12 protein-coding genes are annotated in these 18,164 nt (G+C 61.5%); 4 read left to right on the top strand and 8 right to left on the bottom strand.

The features are described from left to right. Positions 1-38: 38 nt before the first annotated feature. The gene (speA, locus tag ACTJJ6_RS12850; RefSeq protein WP_028127388.1) at positions 39-2,015 is read right to left on the bottom strand and encodes a biosynthetic arginine decarboxylase; all 1,977 of its coding nucleotides are present in this window, start codon (positions 2,013-2,015) and stop codon (positions 39-41) included. Positions 2,016-2,924: 909 nt separating this feature from the next. On the opposite strand from speA, the gene metK reads away from it, so the two are divergent. Next, positions 2,925-4,079 carry a methionine adenosyltransferase gene (gene metK, locus ACTJJ6_RS12845; protein ID WP_016926681.1) on the top strand — a complete coding sequence of 385 codons (1,155 nt, stop codon included), beginning with the start codon at positions 2,925-2,927 and terminating at the stop codon, positions 4,077-4,079. Positions 4,080-4,202: 123 nt separating this feature from the next. Here the strand turns inward: metK and ACTJJ6_RS12840 are convergent, their stop codons facing one another. The 7 genes from ACTJJ6_RS12840 to hrpB all read right to left on the bottom strand — a co-directional run bounded on the left by ACTJJ6_RS12840 (position 4,203) and on the right by hrpB (position 15,901). Continuing rightward, entirely contained in the window at positions 4,203-4,355 is a 153-nt protein-coding gene (locus ACTJJ6_RS12840) for a Hok/Gef family protein (RefSeq protein ID WP_440803715.1), read from the bottom strand. 305 nt (positions 4,356-4,660) lie between these two features. Further along, positions 4,661-6,649, bottom strand: a complete 1,989-nt coding sequence (gene fhuB / locus ACTJJ6_RS12835; protein WP_440803573.1) for a Fe(3+)-hydroxamate ABC transporter permease FhuB — start codon at positions 6,647-6,649, stop codon at positions 4,661-4,663. Beyond that, a complete protein-coding gene (gene fhuD, locus ACTJJ6_RS12830; protein WP_197755423.1) occupies positions 6,646-7,554 on the bottom strand; it encodes a Fe(3+)-hydroxamate ABC transporter substrate-binding protein FhuD in 909 nt (302 codons plus the stop codon). The genes fhuB and fhuD overlap by 4 nt, the downstream gene beginning before the upstream one ends. Further along, positions 7,554-8,351, bottom strand: coding sequence for a Fe3+-hydroxamate ABC transporter ATP-binding protein FhuC (gene fhuC / locus ACTJJ6_RS12825; RefSeq protein WP_016930054.1), 798 nt, complete (start codon positions 8,349-8,351; stop codon positions 7,554-7,556). Before fhuC ends, fhuD begins: the two co-directional genes overlap by 1 nt. A 47-nt stretch (positions 8,352-8,398) precedes the next feature. After that, a complete protein-coding gene (gene fhuA, locus ACTJJ6_RS12820; RefSeq protein WP_049300407.1) occupies positions 8,399-10,591 on the bottom strand; it encodes a ferrichrome porin FhuA in 2,193 nt (730 codons plus the stop codon). 251 nt (positions 10,592-10,842) lie between these two features. Next, complete coding sequence (gene mrcB, locus ACTJJ6_RS12815; RefSeq protein ID WP_016930056.1) at positions 10,843-13,344, bottom strand: bifunctional glycosyl transferase/transpeptidase; 2,502 nt, start codon at positions 13,342-13,344, stop codon at positions 10,843-10,845. 118 nt (positions 13,345-13,462) lie between these two features. Continuing rightward, positions 13,463-15,901 carry an ATP-dependent helicase HrpB gene (gene hrpB, locus ACTJJ6_RS12810; RefSeq protein WP_170913144.1) on the bottom strand — a complete coding sequence of 813 codons (2,439 nt, stop codon included), beginning with the start codon at positions 15,899-15,901 and terminating at the stop codon, positions 13,463-13,465. A gap of 190 nt (positions 15,902-16,091) precedes the next feature. On the opposite strand from hrpB, the gene thpR reads away from it, so the two are divergent. The 3 genes from thpR (at position 16,092) to dksA (ending at position 17,977) form a co-directional block, all read left to right on the top strand. After that, positions 16,092-16,634: an RNA 2',3'-cyclic phosphodiesterase gene (thpR, locus tag ACTJJ6_RS12805; protein ID WP_143779457.1), complete on the top strand. Its 543-nt coding sequence runs from the start codon at positions 16,092-16,094 to the stop codon at positions 16,632-16,634. Then, on the top strand, positions 16,631-17,338 hold the full coding sequence (sfsA, locus tag ACTJJ6_RS12800) for a DNA/RNA nuclease SfsA (protein ID WP_004937572.1): 708 nt from the start codon (positions 16,631-16,633) through the stop codon (positions 17,336-17,338). The genes thpR and sfsA overlap by 4 nt, the downstream gene beginning before the upstream one ends. Positions 17,339-17,521: 183 nt before the next feature. Further along, entirely contained in the window at positions 17,522-17,977 is a 456-nt protein-coding gene (dksA, locus tag ACTJJ6_RS12795) for an RNA polymerase-binding protein DksA (RefSeq protein ID WP_004937569.1), read from the top strand. Positions 17,978-18,164: the final 187 nt, after the last annotated feature.

The following is an 18,164-nucleotide window of genomic DNA, read 5'->3' as shown; positions in this document are numbered from 1 at the left end:
CTTCAAGGGGGCCGACATCGCCTCCCTGAAGAGGGCGATTACTCGTCTTCCAGATACGTGTAACCGTACAGGCCGGCTTCAAACTCTTCCAGGAACTGCGCCTGCAGCTCGCTGTCCAGATCGGTTTCTTTGACCTGATCGCGGAATTTGGACAGCAGCGCGCTCGGATCCAGCTGCACGTACTCCAGCATGTCCGCCACGGTGTCGCCCTCGTCGGACAATTCGGTCTCGACGCTGCCGTCCGGGAACACGTACACGTCAACCGAGGCGGTGTCGCCAAACAGGTTGTGCATGTTGCCGAGGATCTCCTGATACGCACCGACCATGAAGAAGCCCAGCGCCGGCGGGTTCTCCGGATCGTACGGCGGCATCGGCATGGTGGTCGCCACGCCGTCGCCATCGACGTAATGGTCGATGGTGCCGTCGGAGTCACAGGTGATATCGAGCAGCACCGCACGGCCTTCCGGCGGCTTATCCAGCCCTTCCAGCGGCAGCACCGGGAACAGTTGATCGATACCCCAGGCATCCGGCATCGACTGGAACAGTGAGAAGTTGACGTAGAACTTGTCCGCCATGCGCTCTTGCAATTCGTCGATGATCGGGCGGTGCGCGCGGTTGCTCGGATCGAGCTGCTGCTGGATCTTGTTGCAGATGTTCAGATACAGCTGCTCGGCCCAGGCGCGCTTGGTCAGGTCCAGCATGCCGTGCGCATATTGGGTATGCACGTCGTGCAGATCCATCTGGCTGTCGTGCAACCATTCGCGCAGCGAGCGGCGGTTTTCCGGCTCGTTCATTTCCAGCCAGGTTTCCCACATGCTTTCCAGCGCGCGCGGGGCATCGGCTTCCGGCGGCTGCGGTTCGCTGAACTCGTTGCGCTCGACGCCGATCACGTTGGAGACCAGCACCGTGTGGTGCGCAGTCACGGCGCGGCCGGACTCGGTGATCACCGTCGGGTGCGGCAGGCCGTGTTCGTTACAGGCGTCGCCGATGCCCCAAATCACGTTGTTGGCGTATTCGTTCAGGCCGTAGTTGACCGAGCAATCGGACTGCGAGCGGGTGCCTTCGTAGTCGACGCCCAAACCGCCGCCCACGTCGAAGCACTGAATGTTGACGCCCAGCTTGTGCAGCTCAACGTAGAAGCGCGCCGATTCGCGCACGCCGGTGGCGATATCGCGAATGTTGGCCAGCTGCGAGCCCAGGTGGAAGTGCAGCAGCTGCAAGCTGTCGAGGCGGCCCGCTTCGCGCAGGGTCTCCACCAGCTTCAGCACCTGCACTGCCGCCAGACCGAATTTGGATTTTTCGCCGCCGCTCGACTGCCATTTGCCGGAGCCTTGCGACGCCAGACGCGCACGCACGCCCAGGCGTGGTATGACGTTCAGCCGTTCGGCCTCTTCCAGCACCAGGTTGATCTCGGACATTTTCTCGATCACCAGGTACACCTTGTGCCCCAGCTTTTCCCCGATCAACGCCAGGCGAATGTATTCACGATCTTTATAACCATTACAGACAATCACCGAGCGGGTCATGCCGGCATGCGCCAGCACCGCCATCAGCTCGGCCTTGGAGCCGGCTTCCAGCCCCAGCGGTTCGCCGGAATTCACCAGCGATTCAATCACGCGGCGGTGTTGATTCACCTTGATCGGATACACCAGGAAATAACCGCCCTGGTAGCCGAAGGATTCACGCGCGCGTTTGAACGCGGCGTTGATCGAACGCAGGCGATGCTGAAGGATCTGCGGGAAGCAGAACAGCGCCGGCAGACGTTGGCCGTCTTTCTGGCGCGTTTTCACCAGTTCTGCCAGATCGACGCGCGCCTGCGGGACATCCGGATCCGGGCACACGCTGATATGGCCCAGCTCGTTGACGTCATAGTAATTGTTGCCCCAGTAGGCGACGTTATAAGTACGCAGCATCTTGCTGGCATTACGATCATTCATGGCAACCTCCTGCATGGAGCGCAAAGATAAAGACTCGCCCGCAACCGGCGGACGGTGAATCAACAGATCATCAGACATGGTTCGCCTCACATTCCCTACTGACGAAACCGTCAGCCACTATCGCAGCTACAACCCGCGAGAACAACCCAACAAGCCGCGCCGGCGGCAGCGAAGAGAACTGCCGTTCGCGGTCAGCGATCGGTTTATCACTCATATAATTGTAAGACACCCTGTTCAAACCTCGTGAATCGGGCCAAGAAACATCCCACAGGAAGGCTGCAGGCTACCCTTGTTCAGTTCTTCAGACGACCGTTAGCCGGCCCGAGAATCCTGAGTAGCGGCCAAGTGTTTATCGCACCTGGTAAGTGACAGAGAGACAAGACGGGAAATAGCAGAAGAATGTGCGCCAGAACGGCACTGCTGTTGAGAACCAACAACCGGTAGACAACGGATCATTAATCCAACCACCTCCACGCGCGCCGTTCGGAGTGAACGACCCAGCCTCTAAAATAGTGTAAGAACGTGACCGTTCGATGAAGCGGCGGCGCTTACGGCGAACGCCCGCGACGGATAATAGCGCAACGCCGGCGAATGCAAAGCGGAAGTTAATCGCACCTTCCACCACGCCAGACCGCCGTACTGTGCAGCAAATGAACCGCGCGCGCAGTTTATACCGGTAAGCAGGTGAAAAAGCAAAATGAAAATTCGCCGAAAACTGTTTCAAGCGATGAAAATGGCGCCAACCCGTTTGCGCAAAAGAGCGAAAGCGCAAAAAATTACTGGCAATCTGGCTAAACCCTGACCTAAAATAGACGTCCAGATGTTAATCCATCTATACTGGTTAACTGATAAACTGCTTAACGGCTTTGCCTGAGGGGCGTTGCAGGATGCATCTCGCGCCATCAGCGGAAGACCCTTCGCTTCGATGCCGGATCTCCAGCGCTGTGCAGTAATTTCTAACCCGTCTTATGCAAGGTAAAGAACACAATGGCTAAACACCTCTTCACGTCCGAATCCGTCTCCGAAGGACATCCCGATAAAATCGCCGACCAGATCTCCGATGCCGTCCTCGACGCCATCCTGGAACAAGATCCGAAGGCGCGCGTCGCCTGCGAAACCTACGTGAAAACCGGCATGGTCTTGGTCGGCGGTGAAATCACCACCAGCGCCTGGGTCGATATCGAAGAGATTACCCGCAAGACCGTGCGCGAGATCGGCTACGTTCATTCGGACATGGGCTTTGACGCCAACTCCTGTGCAGTATTGAGCGCTATCGGCAAGCAATCCCCGGATATCAATCAGGGCGTTGATCGTACCGATCCTCTCGAACAGGGCGCCGGCGATCAGGGCTTGATGTTTGGCTACGCCACCAACGAAACCGACGTGCTGATGCCTGCACCTGTCACCTACGCGCACCGTCTGGTGCAGCGCCAGTCCGAAGTGCGTAAAAACGGCACCCTGCCGTGGCTGCGCCCGGATGCGAAGAGCCAGGTGACCTTCCAGTACGACGACGGCAAAATCGTCGGCATCGACGCCGTGGTGCTGTCCACCCAGCACTCTGAAGACATCTCGCTGAAAGATCTGCAAGAAGCGGTGATGGAAGAGATCATCAAGCCGGTACTGCCGGCGGAATGGCTGACGGCGGGCACCAAATACCACATCAACCCGACCGGCCGTTTCGTTATCGGCGGCCCGATGGGCGACTGCGGCCTGACCGGCCGTAAGATCATCGTCGACACCTACGGCGGCATGGCGCGCCACGGCGGCGGCGCCTTCTCCGGTAAGGATCCGTCCAAGGTTGACCGTTCCGCGGCTTACGCGGCGCGCTATGTGGCGAAAAACATCGTTGCCGCCGGCCTGGCCGATCGCTGCGAGATTCAGGTGTCTTACGCTATCGGCGTAGCGGAACCGACCTCCATCATGGTGGAAACCTTCGGTACCGAGAAAGTGCCAACCGAACAGCTGACGCTGCTGGTGCGCGAATTCTTCGATCTGCGCCCATACGGCCTGATCCAGATGATGGATCTGCTGCAGCCGATCTACCGCGAAACCGCCGCCTACGGCCACTTCGGCCGCGAACACTTCCCATGGGAAGCGACCGACAAAGCCGCACTGCTGCGCGATGCCGCCGGCCTGAAATAAGCCCCGACATCAACATGAAAACGGCGAGCCTGGGCTCGCCGTTTTTTTTGAGCAGATGGGTGCTCATGGATCAACGCATCAACTGCCGGCCGGCGGAGGCAAAGCCCCCGCCGCCGGGTTGTCTTACCGTTCGGATTCGTAAGCCAAAATGGCCGCAACCTCCGTAGTGCCCGATCGGATACGCAGTTCACACAGCGTGCAGCGGGTTATCCATGCCAGTGATATTACCGTGGCACAAATAACCACCAATTTTAACAGGCTCCGTTTGTTCGGCATCATGCCTTCTTCTCCTTGCCTCGCGGCGGGTAAGAGGCTAACTTAACGTTGTCACGCGTTAGAGTAGGCCTCGGGTTGATGGATATCGACTCGGGGCTTTTCTCTTTGTATCTTTCACGCAGGCTCCAGAGACAAAGATCCAGAGCACCCGCACGCAGTATATTCACCTCCCCCTCTCTTCCCGCGTTCCTTTTCACGTTAAATGTCTTTCTTGCGCAGCGACACGCAACGCCTTGCAAGGCGTTGAAAAAAGGCCCAGCAACGCTGGGCCCTTGATGGCGGAGAAAGCAAAGTAGGGATGAAGCTTACGACGTCTGCTTACGCAACAGATAAACGAAGTACGGCGCGCCGATAAAGGTCGCCAGTAACCCGGCGGGGATCTGATACGGAAACAGCAGCATCCGCCCGCACCAGTCGGCAAATACCATCAGCAAACCGCCCAACAGCGCGGCGATCACCATCTGCGGCAGCGCGCGGCGGAAGCCCAACATGCGCGCCATATGCGGCGCCATCAGCCCGACAAAGCTCAGCGGCCCCACGGTCAGGGTCGCCATGGCGGTCAGCGTGGCGGCCAGCAACAGAATGGTCAACCGCGCCGGCGTCAGCGCAATCCCCACCGAGCGGGCGGTGGCGCCGCCGAGCGGCAGAATGGTCAGCCAGCGACGGCACAGCGGCGCCAATACCATCAGGCCGGCGGCCACCAGCGCGGTGCGCAGCGCCTGCGCCGGCTCAACCGAATAGGTTGAACCGGAGAGCCAGGTCAGCAAGCCCCCCATACGCGGATCGCCGCTGGCCAGCAGCAGGAAGATGACGGTGGTAAAGGCGGTGCTGAGCGCGATACCGGCGAGCAGCATGCGTTCGGTCGAGAAACCGCCACGGCCGGCGGCAGTCATGATGATCAGCAGCGTAACGGCCGCCCCCAGACTGCCGGCGGGCAGCAGCCAAACAAAAGCGTCGCCCGGCACCATAAACAGCATCATCACGACGCCAAAAGCGGCGCCGGAGCTGATGCCCAACACTTCAGGGCTAGCCATCGGGTTGCCGGTCAGCTTCTGGATCAGCGTGCCGGCGACCGCCAGCATCATGCCCGCGGCCAACGCCGACAGCACCCGCGGCCAGCGCCACGGCAGCAGGGCGTCCAGCTCCGCACCCAGGCTCCAGTGCCAGCCGCCGGCGTTTTTGCCCAGCATCAGCGCCAGCGTCAGGCCGATCAATAGCACGACGCCGGCCAGCGCTGCCCAGCCAGGCAGATTCCCGCGTTCGGCAGGCACCTTGTCGCCAAGGTTCATCGGCGGCGGCGTAGCGGCGCTGCGCAAACGCGGCAGCAGCCACAACAGCAGCGGCGCGCCGAACAGTGCGGTGGCCGCACCGGTCGGGATCTCGCGCCACACCTGCGTCACCCCGAGCATCACCTGATCGGTCAGCCACAGCAGCAGCGCCCCCAGCAACGGCGCCAGCATCATGCGGTGCGCCAGGCGGCGCGCGCCCAGCATCTTCGCCATCAGCGGCGCAAACAGGCCGATAAAGCCGATAACGCCCACCGCACTCACCAGCATGGCGCTGAAGATAATGGCCACCCCCAGGGCGCAGAAGCGCGCCATCGACAGCCCCAACCCCAGGTTGCGCGCCACGCCGTCGTCCAGCCCCAGCAGCGTCAGCGGGCGCAGCAATAGCGCCGCCAGCGCACCGGCCACCAGCAAACGCGGCAGGAGGAACTGTACGGCGCTCCAGTCCTGTTGGTTCAACGCGCCGGTGCCCCACAGGAACATGCCCTGCAGTTGATCGTAATGAAACAGCGCCAGCAGGCTGTTGACCGCGCCGCAGTAAAGTCCCAGCACCAGCCCGGCCAGAATCAGCGTGACCGGCGACATACGCTTGCCCCAGGCGACGCCGAACACCAGCCCGCCCACCACAATCGCGCCCACCATAGCGGCCAGCTGGCGGGTGAATTCGCCCCCCGGCAGCACCCACAGCGTGGCGATGGTCAGGCCGAGCTGCGCGCCGGCGGCCACGCCGAGCGTCGACGGTTCCGCCAACGGATTGCGCAACACCTGCTGGAACAGCACGCCGACCAACCCCAGGCCGGCGCCGGCCAACAGCGACACCGTCAACCGCGGCAGCAGGCTGTAATGGAACAGCATTTGCCGCACGTCGTCGATGTCCGGCGCGCTGAGCGCCCGCGCCCATTGCGCCGGCGGCAGCTGCTGCGTCAGGTTGTATATCGTCAGGCCACCTGCCGCCGCCAGCAACAGCAGGATCAGCGTCAGCGGCAATTTCCGGATGCCCGCATTCATGACGCACTCTCCTGAGCCTGCGCCAACAGGCGGCAAAACCGCATCGTCGACAGCGTGGCGCCATAGAACCACACCGCCGGCACCTGCCGCAGCTGGTTTTGCCGCACGAAGGGCAATGACTGCCACAGCGGCGTCGCGCTGACCTTGTCCATCATCGCCTGATTGCCGTGATCGAGATAGATGACCCGGGCGTTACGCACCGTGGCCAACCGTTCAATCCCCACCACCGCCGTGCCCCAAAAGTCGGTTGGCTCCTGCCAGGCATTGCGGATGCCCAGTTGGTCCATCGCTTCCTGGAACAGGCTTTTCTGGCCGATGATCAACGCATGACGCGTGTCGATCAGTGAAAACAGCAGCAACGGTTGGCGGGTGTAGCTTTGCAGGCGCTGACGCGCATCCTGCATAAAACTGTCGAACTGCGCCAGGTGGTTTACCGCCCGGCTTTCTATGCCCAACCGCTGGCCCAGCGCCAGCAGCGACTGACGGGCGACGGTCAGCGGTTTGCCGCTGCCGTCGTTGAAGCCGAAGCTCATGGTTGGCGCGATGGGTTGGATTTTGCGCGGCGTCGGGCCATAGCCCTGCGACAGCAACACCAGCGAAGGCTGGAGCTGCTGCAGCAGTTCGAGGTTAGGTTCGGTGCGCTGGCCGACGTCGACCACCGTCGCCGGCAGCTTCGGCTCCGCCACCCACAGGTTGTAGTTATGCACATCGGCCACCGCCAGCGGCGTTACGCCCAATGCCAACAGCAGCTCGATCGGCAGCCATTCCAGCGCCGCAACGCGCGCGATATCCGGCGGCGTATCCGCCGCTCGCCCGGGCCACGCTCCCAACAGCGGCGACAGCGCCAGCGCCATCAACAGACGGCGGCGCAGCGGATCGTGAGAAGAAGTGAATGCAGAGGACATCAGTAGACAAAACTCACCGGCGCGCCGCCGCTCGGGTGCGGCAACGTGCCCATAGGAATACCGTAAATTTGCTCCAGCACCGGCCCCTGCATCAGTTCCAGCGGGCCGCCCTGGGCGATCATTTCACCGCCGCGCAGCGCCACCAAATGGTCGCAGTAGCGCGCCGCCATGTTGATGTCGTGCAGCACGGCGATCACCGTGAGATCGCGTTCGCGGCTCAAGCGCTGGATCAGCGCCAACACCTCAACCTGATGCGCGATGTCCAGCGCCGAGGTCGGTTCGTCGAGCAGCAGGCAGCGGCTGTCCTGCGCCACCATCATCGCCAGCCAGGCGCGTTGGCGCTCGCCGCCGGACAGGCTGTCCACCAAGCGGTTGGCGAACGGCTTCAGCCCCACCAGTGAAATGGCCTCTTCCACCAATTGGCGATCGTTGGCGCCAAACCGTCCCAGCGCGCCATGCCACGGATAGCGCCCGACGGCCACCAGTTCGCGCACCGTCATGCCTTCCGCCGCCGGCAACTGCTGCGGCAGGTAGGCCACCTGGCGGGCGAAGGATTTGCTGTCCCACTGCGCCAACGGCTGCCGATTGAGCAGTACCTGGCCGCCGCTGGGCGCATGGTGCCGCCCGAGCAGTTTCAACAGGGTGGATTTACCGGAACCGTTATGGCCGATCAGGCCGCAGACGTTGCCCTGGGGAAAACTGAGCGACAGCGGTTGCAGCAGCACCCGGCCGGGGACGGCGAAACTGGCGTTATCCAGCGCGAAGGTCGCGCCGGGATTAAGAAGTTTGTCCTGCATAGATCCTGCTTTGTCCGGGGCGACGCGGCGCCGCCCCGGCTATCCGGTTAGAAACGGAAGGTTGCGGTGGCGACCACCTGGCGTTCTGCGCCCCAGTAGCAGGCGTAGTCGCGGTAGCAGCTCGACACGTAGGTCTTGTCGAACAGGTTATTGATGTTGACGCCCACGGACGAGCCCGGCAGGCCAAAGCGCGCCAGATCGTATTTAATGGTCGCGTCCACCAGCGTGTAGTCCGGCACCTTGAAGGTGGAGTTATCGCTGTTGAAGCTCGAGCTGGAACCGACGTAACGCACGCCGGAACCCAGCGTCAGGCCGCTCACCGCCGTTTCGTGGAAGGTATAATCCGCCCACAGCGACGCCATATGTTTCGGCACCTCGACGGTCGGTTTGCCCTGATAGGTATTGTCCTTGGTATACTTCGCATCGGTATAGGTATAGGAGGCGATCAGGTTGACGTTGGCATTCAATGCCGCCTTGGCTTCCAGCTCCACACCGCGCGAACGGATCTCGCCGCTCTGCACGCTGAACTGCGCGTTATCCGGATCCGGCGTCAGGTTGTTGTTCTTGGTCAGCTGGTACAGCGCGCCGGTCAGCACGATTGGGCGATCCTTCGGCACGTATTTCACACCGGCTTCATACTGCTTGCCGATCGAGGGCTTAAAGGTCTGGCCATTGATTGACGTATCGAGGGTCGGTTCAAACGACTCGCTGTAGCTGAAATACGGCGTCACGCCGTTGTCGAACAGGTAATTCAATCCGCCGCGCCAGGTAAACTGCCCATCGGAGCGTTCGTTGGTGTACCCGAGAACGCGGTTATTGGCCGACGTTTTCGCCCAGTCATAGCGCCCGCCCAGCGTCAACAGCCACTGGTTCCACTCCCCTTGCTCCTGCACATACAGGCCGGTTTGCTCCTGACGGTTCAAGTACTTGTATGGGAAGTTGATATTGACCACATCATTGCCATACTGCGGCTGGGTCATGCTCAGGCCGTCTGCGGAACCATAGTCGGAATTGATATCGTTGCGCATACGCGAATAATCTACGCCAAACAACAGCGTATGGTCGATATCGCCGGTTTTCACCTTCGCCTGCGCCTGAGTATCCACCGCAAAATTGTTCAGGTGTTCTTTCGACTGAACGTAAGCGCGATTGATCGTCGTCGGTGATGACAAGCCGAACCCGTAAATGCTCTTCATATCGGTGTCCACCTGCATATAACGCAGGTTCTGGCGCACCGCCCAGGTATCGTTGAAGGCGTGTTCGAAGCTGTACCCGATCATCCGCTGCTTGCGCGCCATATAGTTGCTGGCTTCGCCTTCGTTGAAATCGGTCGGCAGTTTGCTGCCGTCCGGCAACGGGATCAGCGTGCCCTGCTTCGGCAACCAGCCGTAATAACCGGTATAGGGATCGTTTTGAATGTTGGCCAGCAGCGTGAAGTTGGTTTTGTCATCCGGGCGCCAGCTAAAGGACGGCGCGATCGCATAGCGCTTCTCTTTGCTCATGTTCTGCTGCGTATCGCTGTCTTTCGCCAGGCCGGTCAGGCGATAGGAATAAATGCCCTGATCGTCCAGCGCGTCGCTGAAATCGAAACCGGTCTGGAACAGGTTATCGGTACCCATTTTGAACTGGATTTCGCGCAGCGGCTCGGTGGTTGGCCGCTTGCTGACCATCGAGACCAAACCGCCCGGGTTGCTTTTACCGTACAGCACCGAGACCGGGCCCCGCAGCAGCTCGGCACGTTCGAGGAAATAAGGATCGATGGACGCTTCGCTGTAGTTGTCGCCCAGCAACCGCAGGCCATCCAGATACTGGGTGGTGTTGGTAGCCGGGAAGCCGCGGATTGCCACCGCGTCATAGGTCGTGGAGCTGCCGCGGCTGGCGAATACGCCCGGCGCATAGGCCAGCGCGCCCTTCACCGTATCTGGCTGGCGCATGTCCATCTCTTCACGCGTCACCACGGAAACGGACTGCGGGTTCTTTTCGATCGGCGTATCGGTTTTGGTGCCGGTAGCGCTGCGTTTGGCGACATAGGTGCCGACCGGCCCCCAGGCGCTTTCCTGCTGGGCGGTATTGCTGCCGCCCACAACGGTAATCGTGTCTTCCTTGGCGGACGACTTGGCGTCGGCGGAAAAGGCCGGCATCGCCAGCGTGCCCAGCGCCGCGGCGACGGTGATCGCTAACGCGCTGACGGGGAGGCGGCCCTGCTTGGCCGCGAATGATGGAAGACGCTTGGTCGGCATAGTTGATTTCTCTGATGAATAATTAAATGACGAATGTAAACGATAATAATTATTATAAGCGTCGCATTTTATGCAGAAGCCAAATTAAACTGCAAGCCGAATTCATAGGGCAAATAGGTTAAGGATTAGACGCTTAGCCTTGCGGTTAGCAGGGAAATAAAACGAGCAGAAAAATAAAAAAGCCCGCAACCAAGGTTACGGGCTTAATAACAAAGAAAAAACTTTCACCGGGGCCGACGCCCCGGTAGCGATTACTGGCCGAACATATCCTTGATCCAGCCGGCGACGCCATCGCCATCTTTTTGCTCACCCGCCGCCGGTTGTTGCTGTTGCTGCTGTTGCTGCACCGCCGCCTGGCTGGCCTGGCACAATCCCTGCGGATTGTCGGTCCAGACCGGGATGGTGCGCCAGCTGCCGCCGCCGCAGATAAAGTTGCCGGCAGAGTCGATGCTCATCTGGTTAATGCCTTCCGGCGGCTGCAGCATCAGCGGCAGCGGCGTCTGGTTTTCCAGATAGCGGCGATACAGGGTCAACGCGCCGTTGGCGCCGGTCAGCTTGGCCGGGCCGTTGTTATCGCGCCCGACCCAGGCGATCGCCACTTCCTTGCCGTCGATGCCGGCGAACCAGCTGTCGCGCAGATCGTTGGTGGTACCGGTTTTCGCCGCCAGGTTGTAGTTCGGGAACTTCACCGACAGCGAGCGGGAGGTCCCGCGCGCCACGCCCTGCTGCATCGCGTACAGCGTCAGGTAAGCGGCCTGCGCCGGCACCATGCGCTCCGCCTGCGGGAAGCTCTGGTACAGCACGGTGCCGTCTTCGGCGATCACCGAACGCACCGCCGACAGCGGCGCACGGTTACCGCCGCTGGCGATGGTCTGGTACTCCTGCGCGACTTCCATCGGCGTCAGGCCGATCGCTCCCAGCAGCATCGAAGGCACCGGATTGATCTCCGCTTTCGGGATCCCCAGGCGTTGCAGCGTGGCGCTGATCTGATCCAGCCCGACCGACAGGCCGAGGTTCACCGTCGGCACGTTCAGCGAGTTGGCCAACGCATCCACCAGCATCACCTGACCGCGGAATTTGCGATCGTAGTTGTTCGGCTGCCAGACGGCGCCGTTGGGCTGTTTCAGCGACAGCGGCGCATCCGCCAGCCAGGTGTTGAGGCGGTATTTGTCCGGCTCGGACAGCGCGGTCAGGTACGTTGGCGGTTTGGCCAGCGAGCCGACCAGGCGTCGCGCCTGCATGGCGCGGTTGAAACCGGCGAACTGCGGGTTGGCGCCGCCGACCATGGCGCGCACTTCACCGCTGAAGCGATCGACGATCACCATCGCCGCTTCCAGATCCTGCAGGTGACGCGCGGCGCGCAGCGCCGGGATGCCGTCTTCAACCGCTTTTTCCGCCGCGTCTTGCGACACCGGATCCAGCGTGGTGAAGATCTTCACGCCGGACAGGTCATTGACCTTATCGCCCAGCCTGGTTTGCAGTTCCTGACGCACCATCTGCATAAACGCCGGCTGTGGCGTAATGACGCCGCCTTTCGGCTGTACGCCCAGCGGACGCGCGCTCAGCATGTCATACAGCTCGCCGTCGATCACCCCCTGGTTCTGCAGCAGTTTGAGCACCAGATTGCGGCGTTCCAGCGCCAGTTTCGGGTTACGCCACGGGTTATACAGCGACGCGCCCTTGACCATGCCGACCAGCAACGCCTGTTGATCGAGGCTCAGCTCATCCACCGGGCGGCCGAAGTAATACAGGCTGGCCAGCGGGAAACCGCGGATCTGGTCGCTGCCGCTCTGGCCGAGGTACACCTCGTTCAGATACAGCTCCAGGATGCGGTCTTTGCTGTAACGGTAATCCACCAACAGCGCCATATAGGCTTCGTTGGCCTTACGCCATAGCGAACGTTCGTTGGTCAGGAACAGGTTCTTCACCAGCTGCTGCGTCAGGGTACTGCCGCCCTGCACCGCACGGCCGGCGGTCAGGTTGGCCAGCACCGCGCGGCCGATGGAGTATGGGCTGATGCCGTCATGCTCGTAGAAGTGGCGGTCTTCCGTGGCGATCAGCGTGTCCACCAACAGATCCGGGAAACCGGAACGCGGCACGAACAGGCGCTGTTCACCGTTCGGCGACTGCAGCATGGTGATAAGACGCGGATCGAGGCGGAAGAAGCCGAAGCTGCGGCCGCTGTCCAGGTTTTCGATCTTCGCCAAACGGTTGTTCTGGAAATCGAGGCGGGCGCGGATCTGCCCTTCTTTACCGTCCGGGAAGTCGAACGGGCGACGCAGCATCTCGATGCTGTTGGCCTGTACGGTAAACTCGCCCGGACGCGTCATGCGGCTGACCTGGCGATACTGCATGCCTTCCAGCAGGTTGACCATCTCCTTCTTGCTGTACGGCATGCCCGGTTCCAGGTTGACCATGCGGCCGTACACCGCCGCCGGCAGCTGCCAGACTTTGCCGTCGATGCGGCTGCGGATCTGCGAGTCCAGGTAGACGCCATAGATCGCCAACAAGACGGCGAGCACCAGGATCAGTTTGATAATCAGGCCGAGCCAGCGGCGTTTTTTACGCGGCGGAGTCGCTTTTACCTTACGCGGCATGCGTTCCTCCTCCTCTTCATACTCATCATCGTCATACTCGTCTTCTTCGTAATCGTCATAATCGTCGTCTCGGCGACGGCGCGGCGGCTTGCGCGACGCGGTGCTTTTTGGTTGTTTTCCTTTGCGCCCGATGGGCTCGCGGTCATCCCCAGCCATGGCTGTTGTTCTCCGAGCTTGCCGACACTGCCGGCCATGATTAGTCGCTTAATCTGTGCCGACGCCGCAGCGCTGACCAGAAGAAACATCTGAATTCCAAACCTTGAATGATCGCGACCTACTGATATTTCTTCGTTCGGCGCGTCGGTACCGCCGTGGCCGGATCGTCCGGCCACACGTGTTTCGGGTAGCGGCCCTTCATCTCTTTTTGCACCTCGCGGTAGGCGCCTTGCCAGAAGGCCGCCAGATCGCCGGTGATTTGCAACGGCCGGTGCGCCGGTGAGAGTAACTCAAGCACCACCGGGATGCGACCCTCCGCCAACATCGGGCTGCGCTGCTCGCCGAAAACCTCCTGCAAGCGCACCGCCAGCGCCGGCGGTTTACCGGCCTCATAACGGATCGGCAGGCGGCTACCGGTCGGCACAGTGTAATGAGTGGGTAACGCATTATCCAGCCGCTGCTTTTGCTGCCAGTCCAGCAGGCGGGACAGCGCCTCGGCGATGTTGACCTGCTTCAAGCCGCGCAGATCGCGCACGCCGTTCAGCGACGGCAACAGCCACTGCTCCAGCGCCGCCAGCAGCGGCTCTTCATCCATCGCCGGCCATTCCGCCTCCGGCAGCCAGGCTTGCGCGCACTGCAGGCGCACCCGCAATTGTTCAGCGGCGCCCTCCCAGTTGAGCACCGCCAACCCCTGCGCGCGCACCCAGTCGAGCAGCGCCTGCTGCAGCTCTTCGTCCGCCGGTTTGGCCAGCGGCTGAGCGCGCAGCGTCAGACGGCCGATCTGCTGGCGTTTCCAGGCGCGCAGCGTGCCCTTTTCTTCATCCCACTCCACCGCCGTGCGCTGCATGACCATCGCCGGCAGCTGCGCCGCCAGCGCTTCGATGTCCACCGGCAGCGCCAGCAGGATACGCGCATCGGGGCTGTTGTGGCCCTGCAACAGGCTGGGAACGATCAGCCAGGGGGCGCGCGACAGCGCCTCGTCCTGATTCATCGCCGCGCCCAGGCCGTTGGCCAGCAGGTAGCGGCCGTCCTGGCCACGCCGCTGGGCGATGCGATCGGTAAATGCCTGTGCCAACAGACGCGGCGCCAGCTCGACGTCGACTTGCCCCGCACGTTGCGGCAGGCGTTTGGCCAACTGCGCGGCGCGCTGCCGCCAGTTCGCTTGCGGGCGGCTCAGCCAATAACCGATATCCATCTGCCCGCCGCGCGGCGGTTCTTCCAGCAATGCCGCCAACAATGCCGCCGTCGCCAGGCCGTCGGCGCTCAGCGTCGCGCCGGCAACCAGCATCGCCGCCAACCGCGGCTCGCACCCCAACGCAGCCATCTGGCGCCCCGGCGCGGTGAGTTTGTCGCCGTCATCCGTAGCCCCCAACCGGCGCAACAGCGCCCTGGCCGCCGTCAATGCCGCCGCCGGAGGCGCATCCAGCCAGGTCAGTTGCGCCGGATCGTGGCAACCCCACTGCAACAGTTCGAGCCAGAAGCCGGTGAGATCGCTCTGCAAAATGTCCGGTTCGGCATGTTCCGCCGCGCGTTCCGCCTGTTCTTTGGCGAACAGATGCCAGCAAAGGCCCGGCTCCAGCCGCCCGGCGCGCCCGGCGCGCTGCACCATCGAGGCCTGACTGATGCGCTGCGTCGCCAGCCTCGTCAAACCGTTGCGCACGTCGTAACGCGCCACGCGCTCCAGACCGCTGTCCACCACCAGCCGAATGCCCTCGATCGTCAGGCTGGTTTCGGCGATGTTGGTCGCCAGCACCACCTTGCGGCGACCAGGCGCCGCCGGCTGAATCGCTTTTTGCTGTTGCGCCAGAGGCAAGGCGCCATACAGCGGGCAAAGATCGGTATCGCTCGCCACCTCGCCGGTCAATCGCTCCAGCACCCGATTGATCTCCGCCACGCCCGGCAGGAACAGCAGCAAAGATCCCGGCTGTTCGGCCAGCAACCGCTTCACCGCCGCCGCTACGCCGTCCTCCAGCCGCTGATGGCTGGCCAACGGCTGATATAAACGCTCAACCGGAAAGCTTCTCCCCTCGGACACCACTACCGGCGCTTCCGGCAGCAACTGCGACAGGCGAGCGTTATCCAAGGTGGCCGACATGATCAGCAGCTTCAGATCGTCGCGCAGCCCTTGCTGCACATCGAGCAGCAATGCCAGCGCCAGATCGGCCTGCAGGCTGCGTTCGTGGAATTCATCGAGGATCACCAACGACACGCCCTGCAGCTCGGCATCCTGCTGCAACATGCGGGTGAGAATGCCTTCCGTCACCACTTCCAGCCGGGTCTGCGGCCCGCTTTTACTTTCGGCGCGCATGCGGTAGCCCACGGTCTGGCCGGGCTCTTCCCCCAGTTGCTGTGCCAGGCGGTAAGCGACGTTTTTCGCCGCCAGCCGCCGCGGCTCCAGCATGATAATGCGCCCCGGCAGCCCGGCCTTCGCCAGGAGCTGCAGCGGCAGCCAGGTGGATTTACCGGCGCCGGTCGGGGCGTGCAACAGCACCTGAGGAGCGGACTGCAACGCAGCCAGCAACTCATCAAGCACCGCGCTGACGGGCAATGAAGACACTGAACTCTCCGTGGTGGTTAACGTTAAACGGCGTACAGTGTAGCATTAGCTTTGTCCCCGTAGCCTTTCAAACTGCGGCGTCGTTAGCTATAGTACGGAGCTCATTCGTGCGCCGCGCCCCTCGCGGGGCCGCTGCCAGCAACGTTTACCGCTGTTCCCGACCGTTTTGTCATGCATTTGCCGAGCCCTTATGTCCAATTCGCGCCGCCTGTTTTTCGCCCTGTCCTTGCCTGACGCCCTGCAACAGCAGGTGATCCGCTGGCGCGCCGAGGCGTTTACGCCGGAGGCCGGCCGGCCGGTGGCGGCGGCCAATTTGCATCTGACGCTGGCGTTTCTCGGCGAGGTCACCGCGCAGAAAGAGCAAGCGCTGCGCAAGCTGGCCGGCCGCATCGTACAACCCGGGTTCAGCATGCGGCTCGACGATCTCGGCCATTGGCCGCGCCCCGGCGTGGTCTGGCTCGGCACCCGCCGCGCGCCGCGCGGGCTGCTGCAGCTGGCCGAGCTGCTGCGATCGCAGGCCGCCCGCAGCGGCTGCCATCAAAGCGCGCTGCCGTTCCATCCGCATGTCACGCTGCTGCGCGCCGCCACCCAGCCGGTGGCGATCCCGCCGGCGACGCCGGGCTGGGCGTTCAGCGCCGACGCCTTTTCCTTATATGAGTCGGTGTTCGAAAACGGCCGCACCCGCTATCAACACCTCGAACAGTGGCCGCTGGCCAAACAGGCATCCGCATGATTTTTTCTCCACCGCTGCGTTCCGCCACGCTGATCAAACGTTACAAACGCTTTCTGGCGGACGTGATCACCCCGGAAGGGGAAACCTTTACGCTGCACTGCGCCAATACCGGCGCCATGACCGGCTGCGCCACGCCCGGCGACACCGTTTGGTACTCCACCTCGGACAATCCCAAGCGCAAATACGCTCACAGCTGGGAGTTGACCCATACCCAACAGGGGCACTGGATCTGCGTCAATACCCTGCGCGCCAACGCGCTGGTGCGCGAGGCGATTGAACACAATTTAATCAATGAATTATCCGGTTACAGTAAAATCAGCGGCGAGGTGAAATACGGCGGTGAAAACAGCCGTATCGATTTGTTATTACAGGCAGAAAATCGGGTTAACTGCTATATTGAAGTTAAGTCAGTCACATTACTGCAACAACAACGTGGTTACTTTCCTGATGCGGTAACGCTCAGAGGGCAAAAGCACCTGCGTGAGTTGCTCAGCGTGGTTGAAAGCGGGCAACGGGCGGTGTTGTTCTTTGCCGTGTTACACAGCGGTATTGAGCAGGTCGCACCGGCACATCATATAGATGAGCGCTATGCGGCGCTGTTGGCACAGGTCCGGCAGTTGGGAGTGGAAGTGGTTTGCTACGGGGCAAAATTATCACCTGACGGTATTTATCTCTGCGATAAGCTGCCGTTTTTTATCGATTAGCGCAGTCGGGTCCCTATAAATAGACAACCGGCCAGCACGATCGCCAAATACGCCCTCCTTCACACGATTGTCAAGCGGGCGACAGGAATAATTGCCAACCTACCTTCCTTCTGTTATTTATAGCGGCCTGTTTTTCCCCCGCATTGGGGATTCGATAGTGCGTGTGTATGTAGGAGAAGCAACATGCAAGAAGGGCAAAACCGTAAAACCTCGTCCTTGAGCATTCTCGCCATCGCTGGGGTGGAGCCGTACCAAGAGAAGCCGGGCGAAGAGTACATGAACGACGCCCAGTTGTCGCATTTCAAGCGCATTCTTGAAGCGTGGCGCAACCAGCTCAGGGACGAAGTGGACCGTACTGTATCGCATATGCAAGAAGAGGCAGCCAACTTCCCTGATCCGGCCGACCGTGCCACCCAGGAAGAAGAGTTCAGCCTTGAACTGCGTAACCGTGACCGTGAACGCAAACTGATCAAAAAGATCGAGAAAACGCTGAAGAAAGTGGAAGACGATGATTTCGGCTACTGCGAATCTTGTGGCGTGGAGATCGGTATTCGTCGCCTCGAAGCGCGTCCGACCGCCGATCTGTGCATCGACTGCAAGACGCTGGCCGAGATCCGCGAAAAGCAGATGGCCGGCTAATACCGCTACTCTAAATGATTGGAGCTGCATCAAGGTGGCAAGAATGCGCATCCCGATGAGCTTACTCAAGTAAGTGATTCGGGTAAGCAGGCGCAGCTAACACAGATGCAGTTTCAAGCATAACGAGTATGTTACCGCTGCGGCGTGCGTACCCGCGTGCGCCGCACAGAGAAAAGGGAACCCCTCC

Origin of the sequence: Serratia sp. 22278, assembly GCF_052045405.1 — a bacterium.
In the GTDB taxonomy this organism is placed as follows: Bacteria; Pseudomonadota; Gammaproteobacteria; order Enterobacterales; family Enterobacteriaceae; genus Serratia; species Serratia marcescens.
Note: the sequence above shows the minus strand (reverse complement) of the source record. Positions and strands in the feature narration are given on the sequence as shown.

What these genes read in the sequence shown, in the direction of transcription:
- speA (WP_028127388.1), bottom strand. Translation starts at nt 2,015, where the DNA reads ATGTCTGATGATCTGTTGATTCACCGTCCGCCGGTTGCGGGCGAGTCT.
- metK (WP_016926681.1), top strand. Translation starts at nt 2,925, where the DNA reads ATGGCTAAACACCTCTTCACGTCCGAATCCGTCTCCGAAGGACATCCC.
- ACTJJ6_RS12840 (WP_440803715.1), bottom strand. Translation starts at nt 4,355, where the DNA reads ATGCCGAACAAACGGAGCCTGTTAAAATTGGTGGTTATTTGTGCCACG.
- fhuB (WP_440803573.1), bottom strand. Translation starts at nt 6,649, where the DNA reads ATGAATGCGGGCATCCGGAAATTGCCGCTGACGCTGATCCTGCTGTTG.
- fhuD (WP_197755423.1), bottom strand. Translation starts at nt 7,554, where the DNA reads ATGTCCTCTGCATTCACTTCTTCTCACGATCCGCTGCGCCGCCGTCTG.
- fhuC (WP_016930054.1), bottom strand. Translation starts at nt 8,351, where the DNA reads ATGCAGGACAAACTTCTTAATCCCGGCGCGACCTTCGCGCTGGATAAC.
- fhuA (WP_049300407.1), bottom strand. Translation starts at nt 10,591, where the DNA reads ATGCCGACCAAGCGTCTTCCATCATTCGCGGCCAAGCAGGGCCGCCTC.
- mrcB (WP_016930056.1), bottom strand. Translation starts at nt 13,344, where the DNA reads ATGGCTGGGGATGACCGCGAGCCCATCGGGCGCAAAGGAAAACAACCA.
- thpR (WP_143779457.1), top strand. Translation starts at nt 16,092, where the DNA reads ATGTCCAATTCGCGCCGCCTGTTTTTCGCCCTGTCCTTGCCTGACGCC.
- sfsA (WP_004937572.1), top strand. Translation starts at nt 16,631, where the DNA reads ATGATTTTTTCTCCACCGCTGCGTTCCGCCACGCTGATCAAACGTTAC.
- dksA (WP_004937569.1), top strand. Translation starts at nt 17,522, where the DNA reads ATGCAAGAAGGGCAAAACCGTAAAACCTCGTCCTTGAGCATTCTCGCC.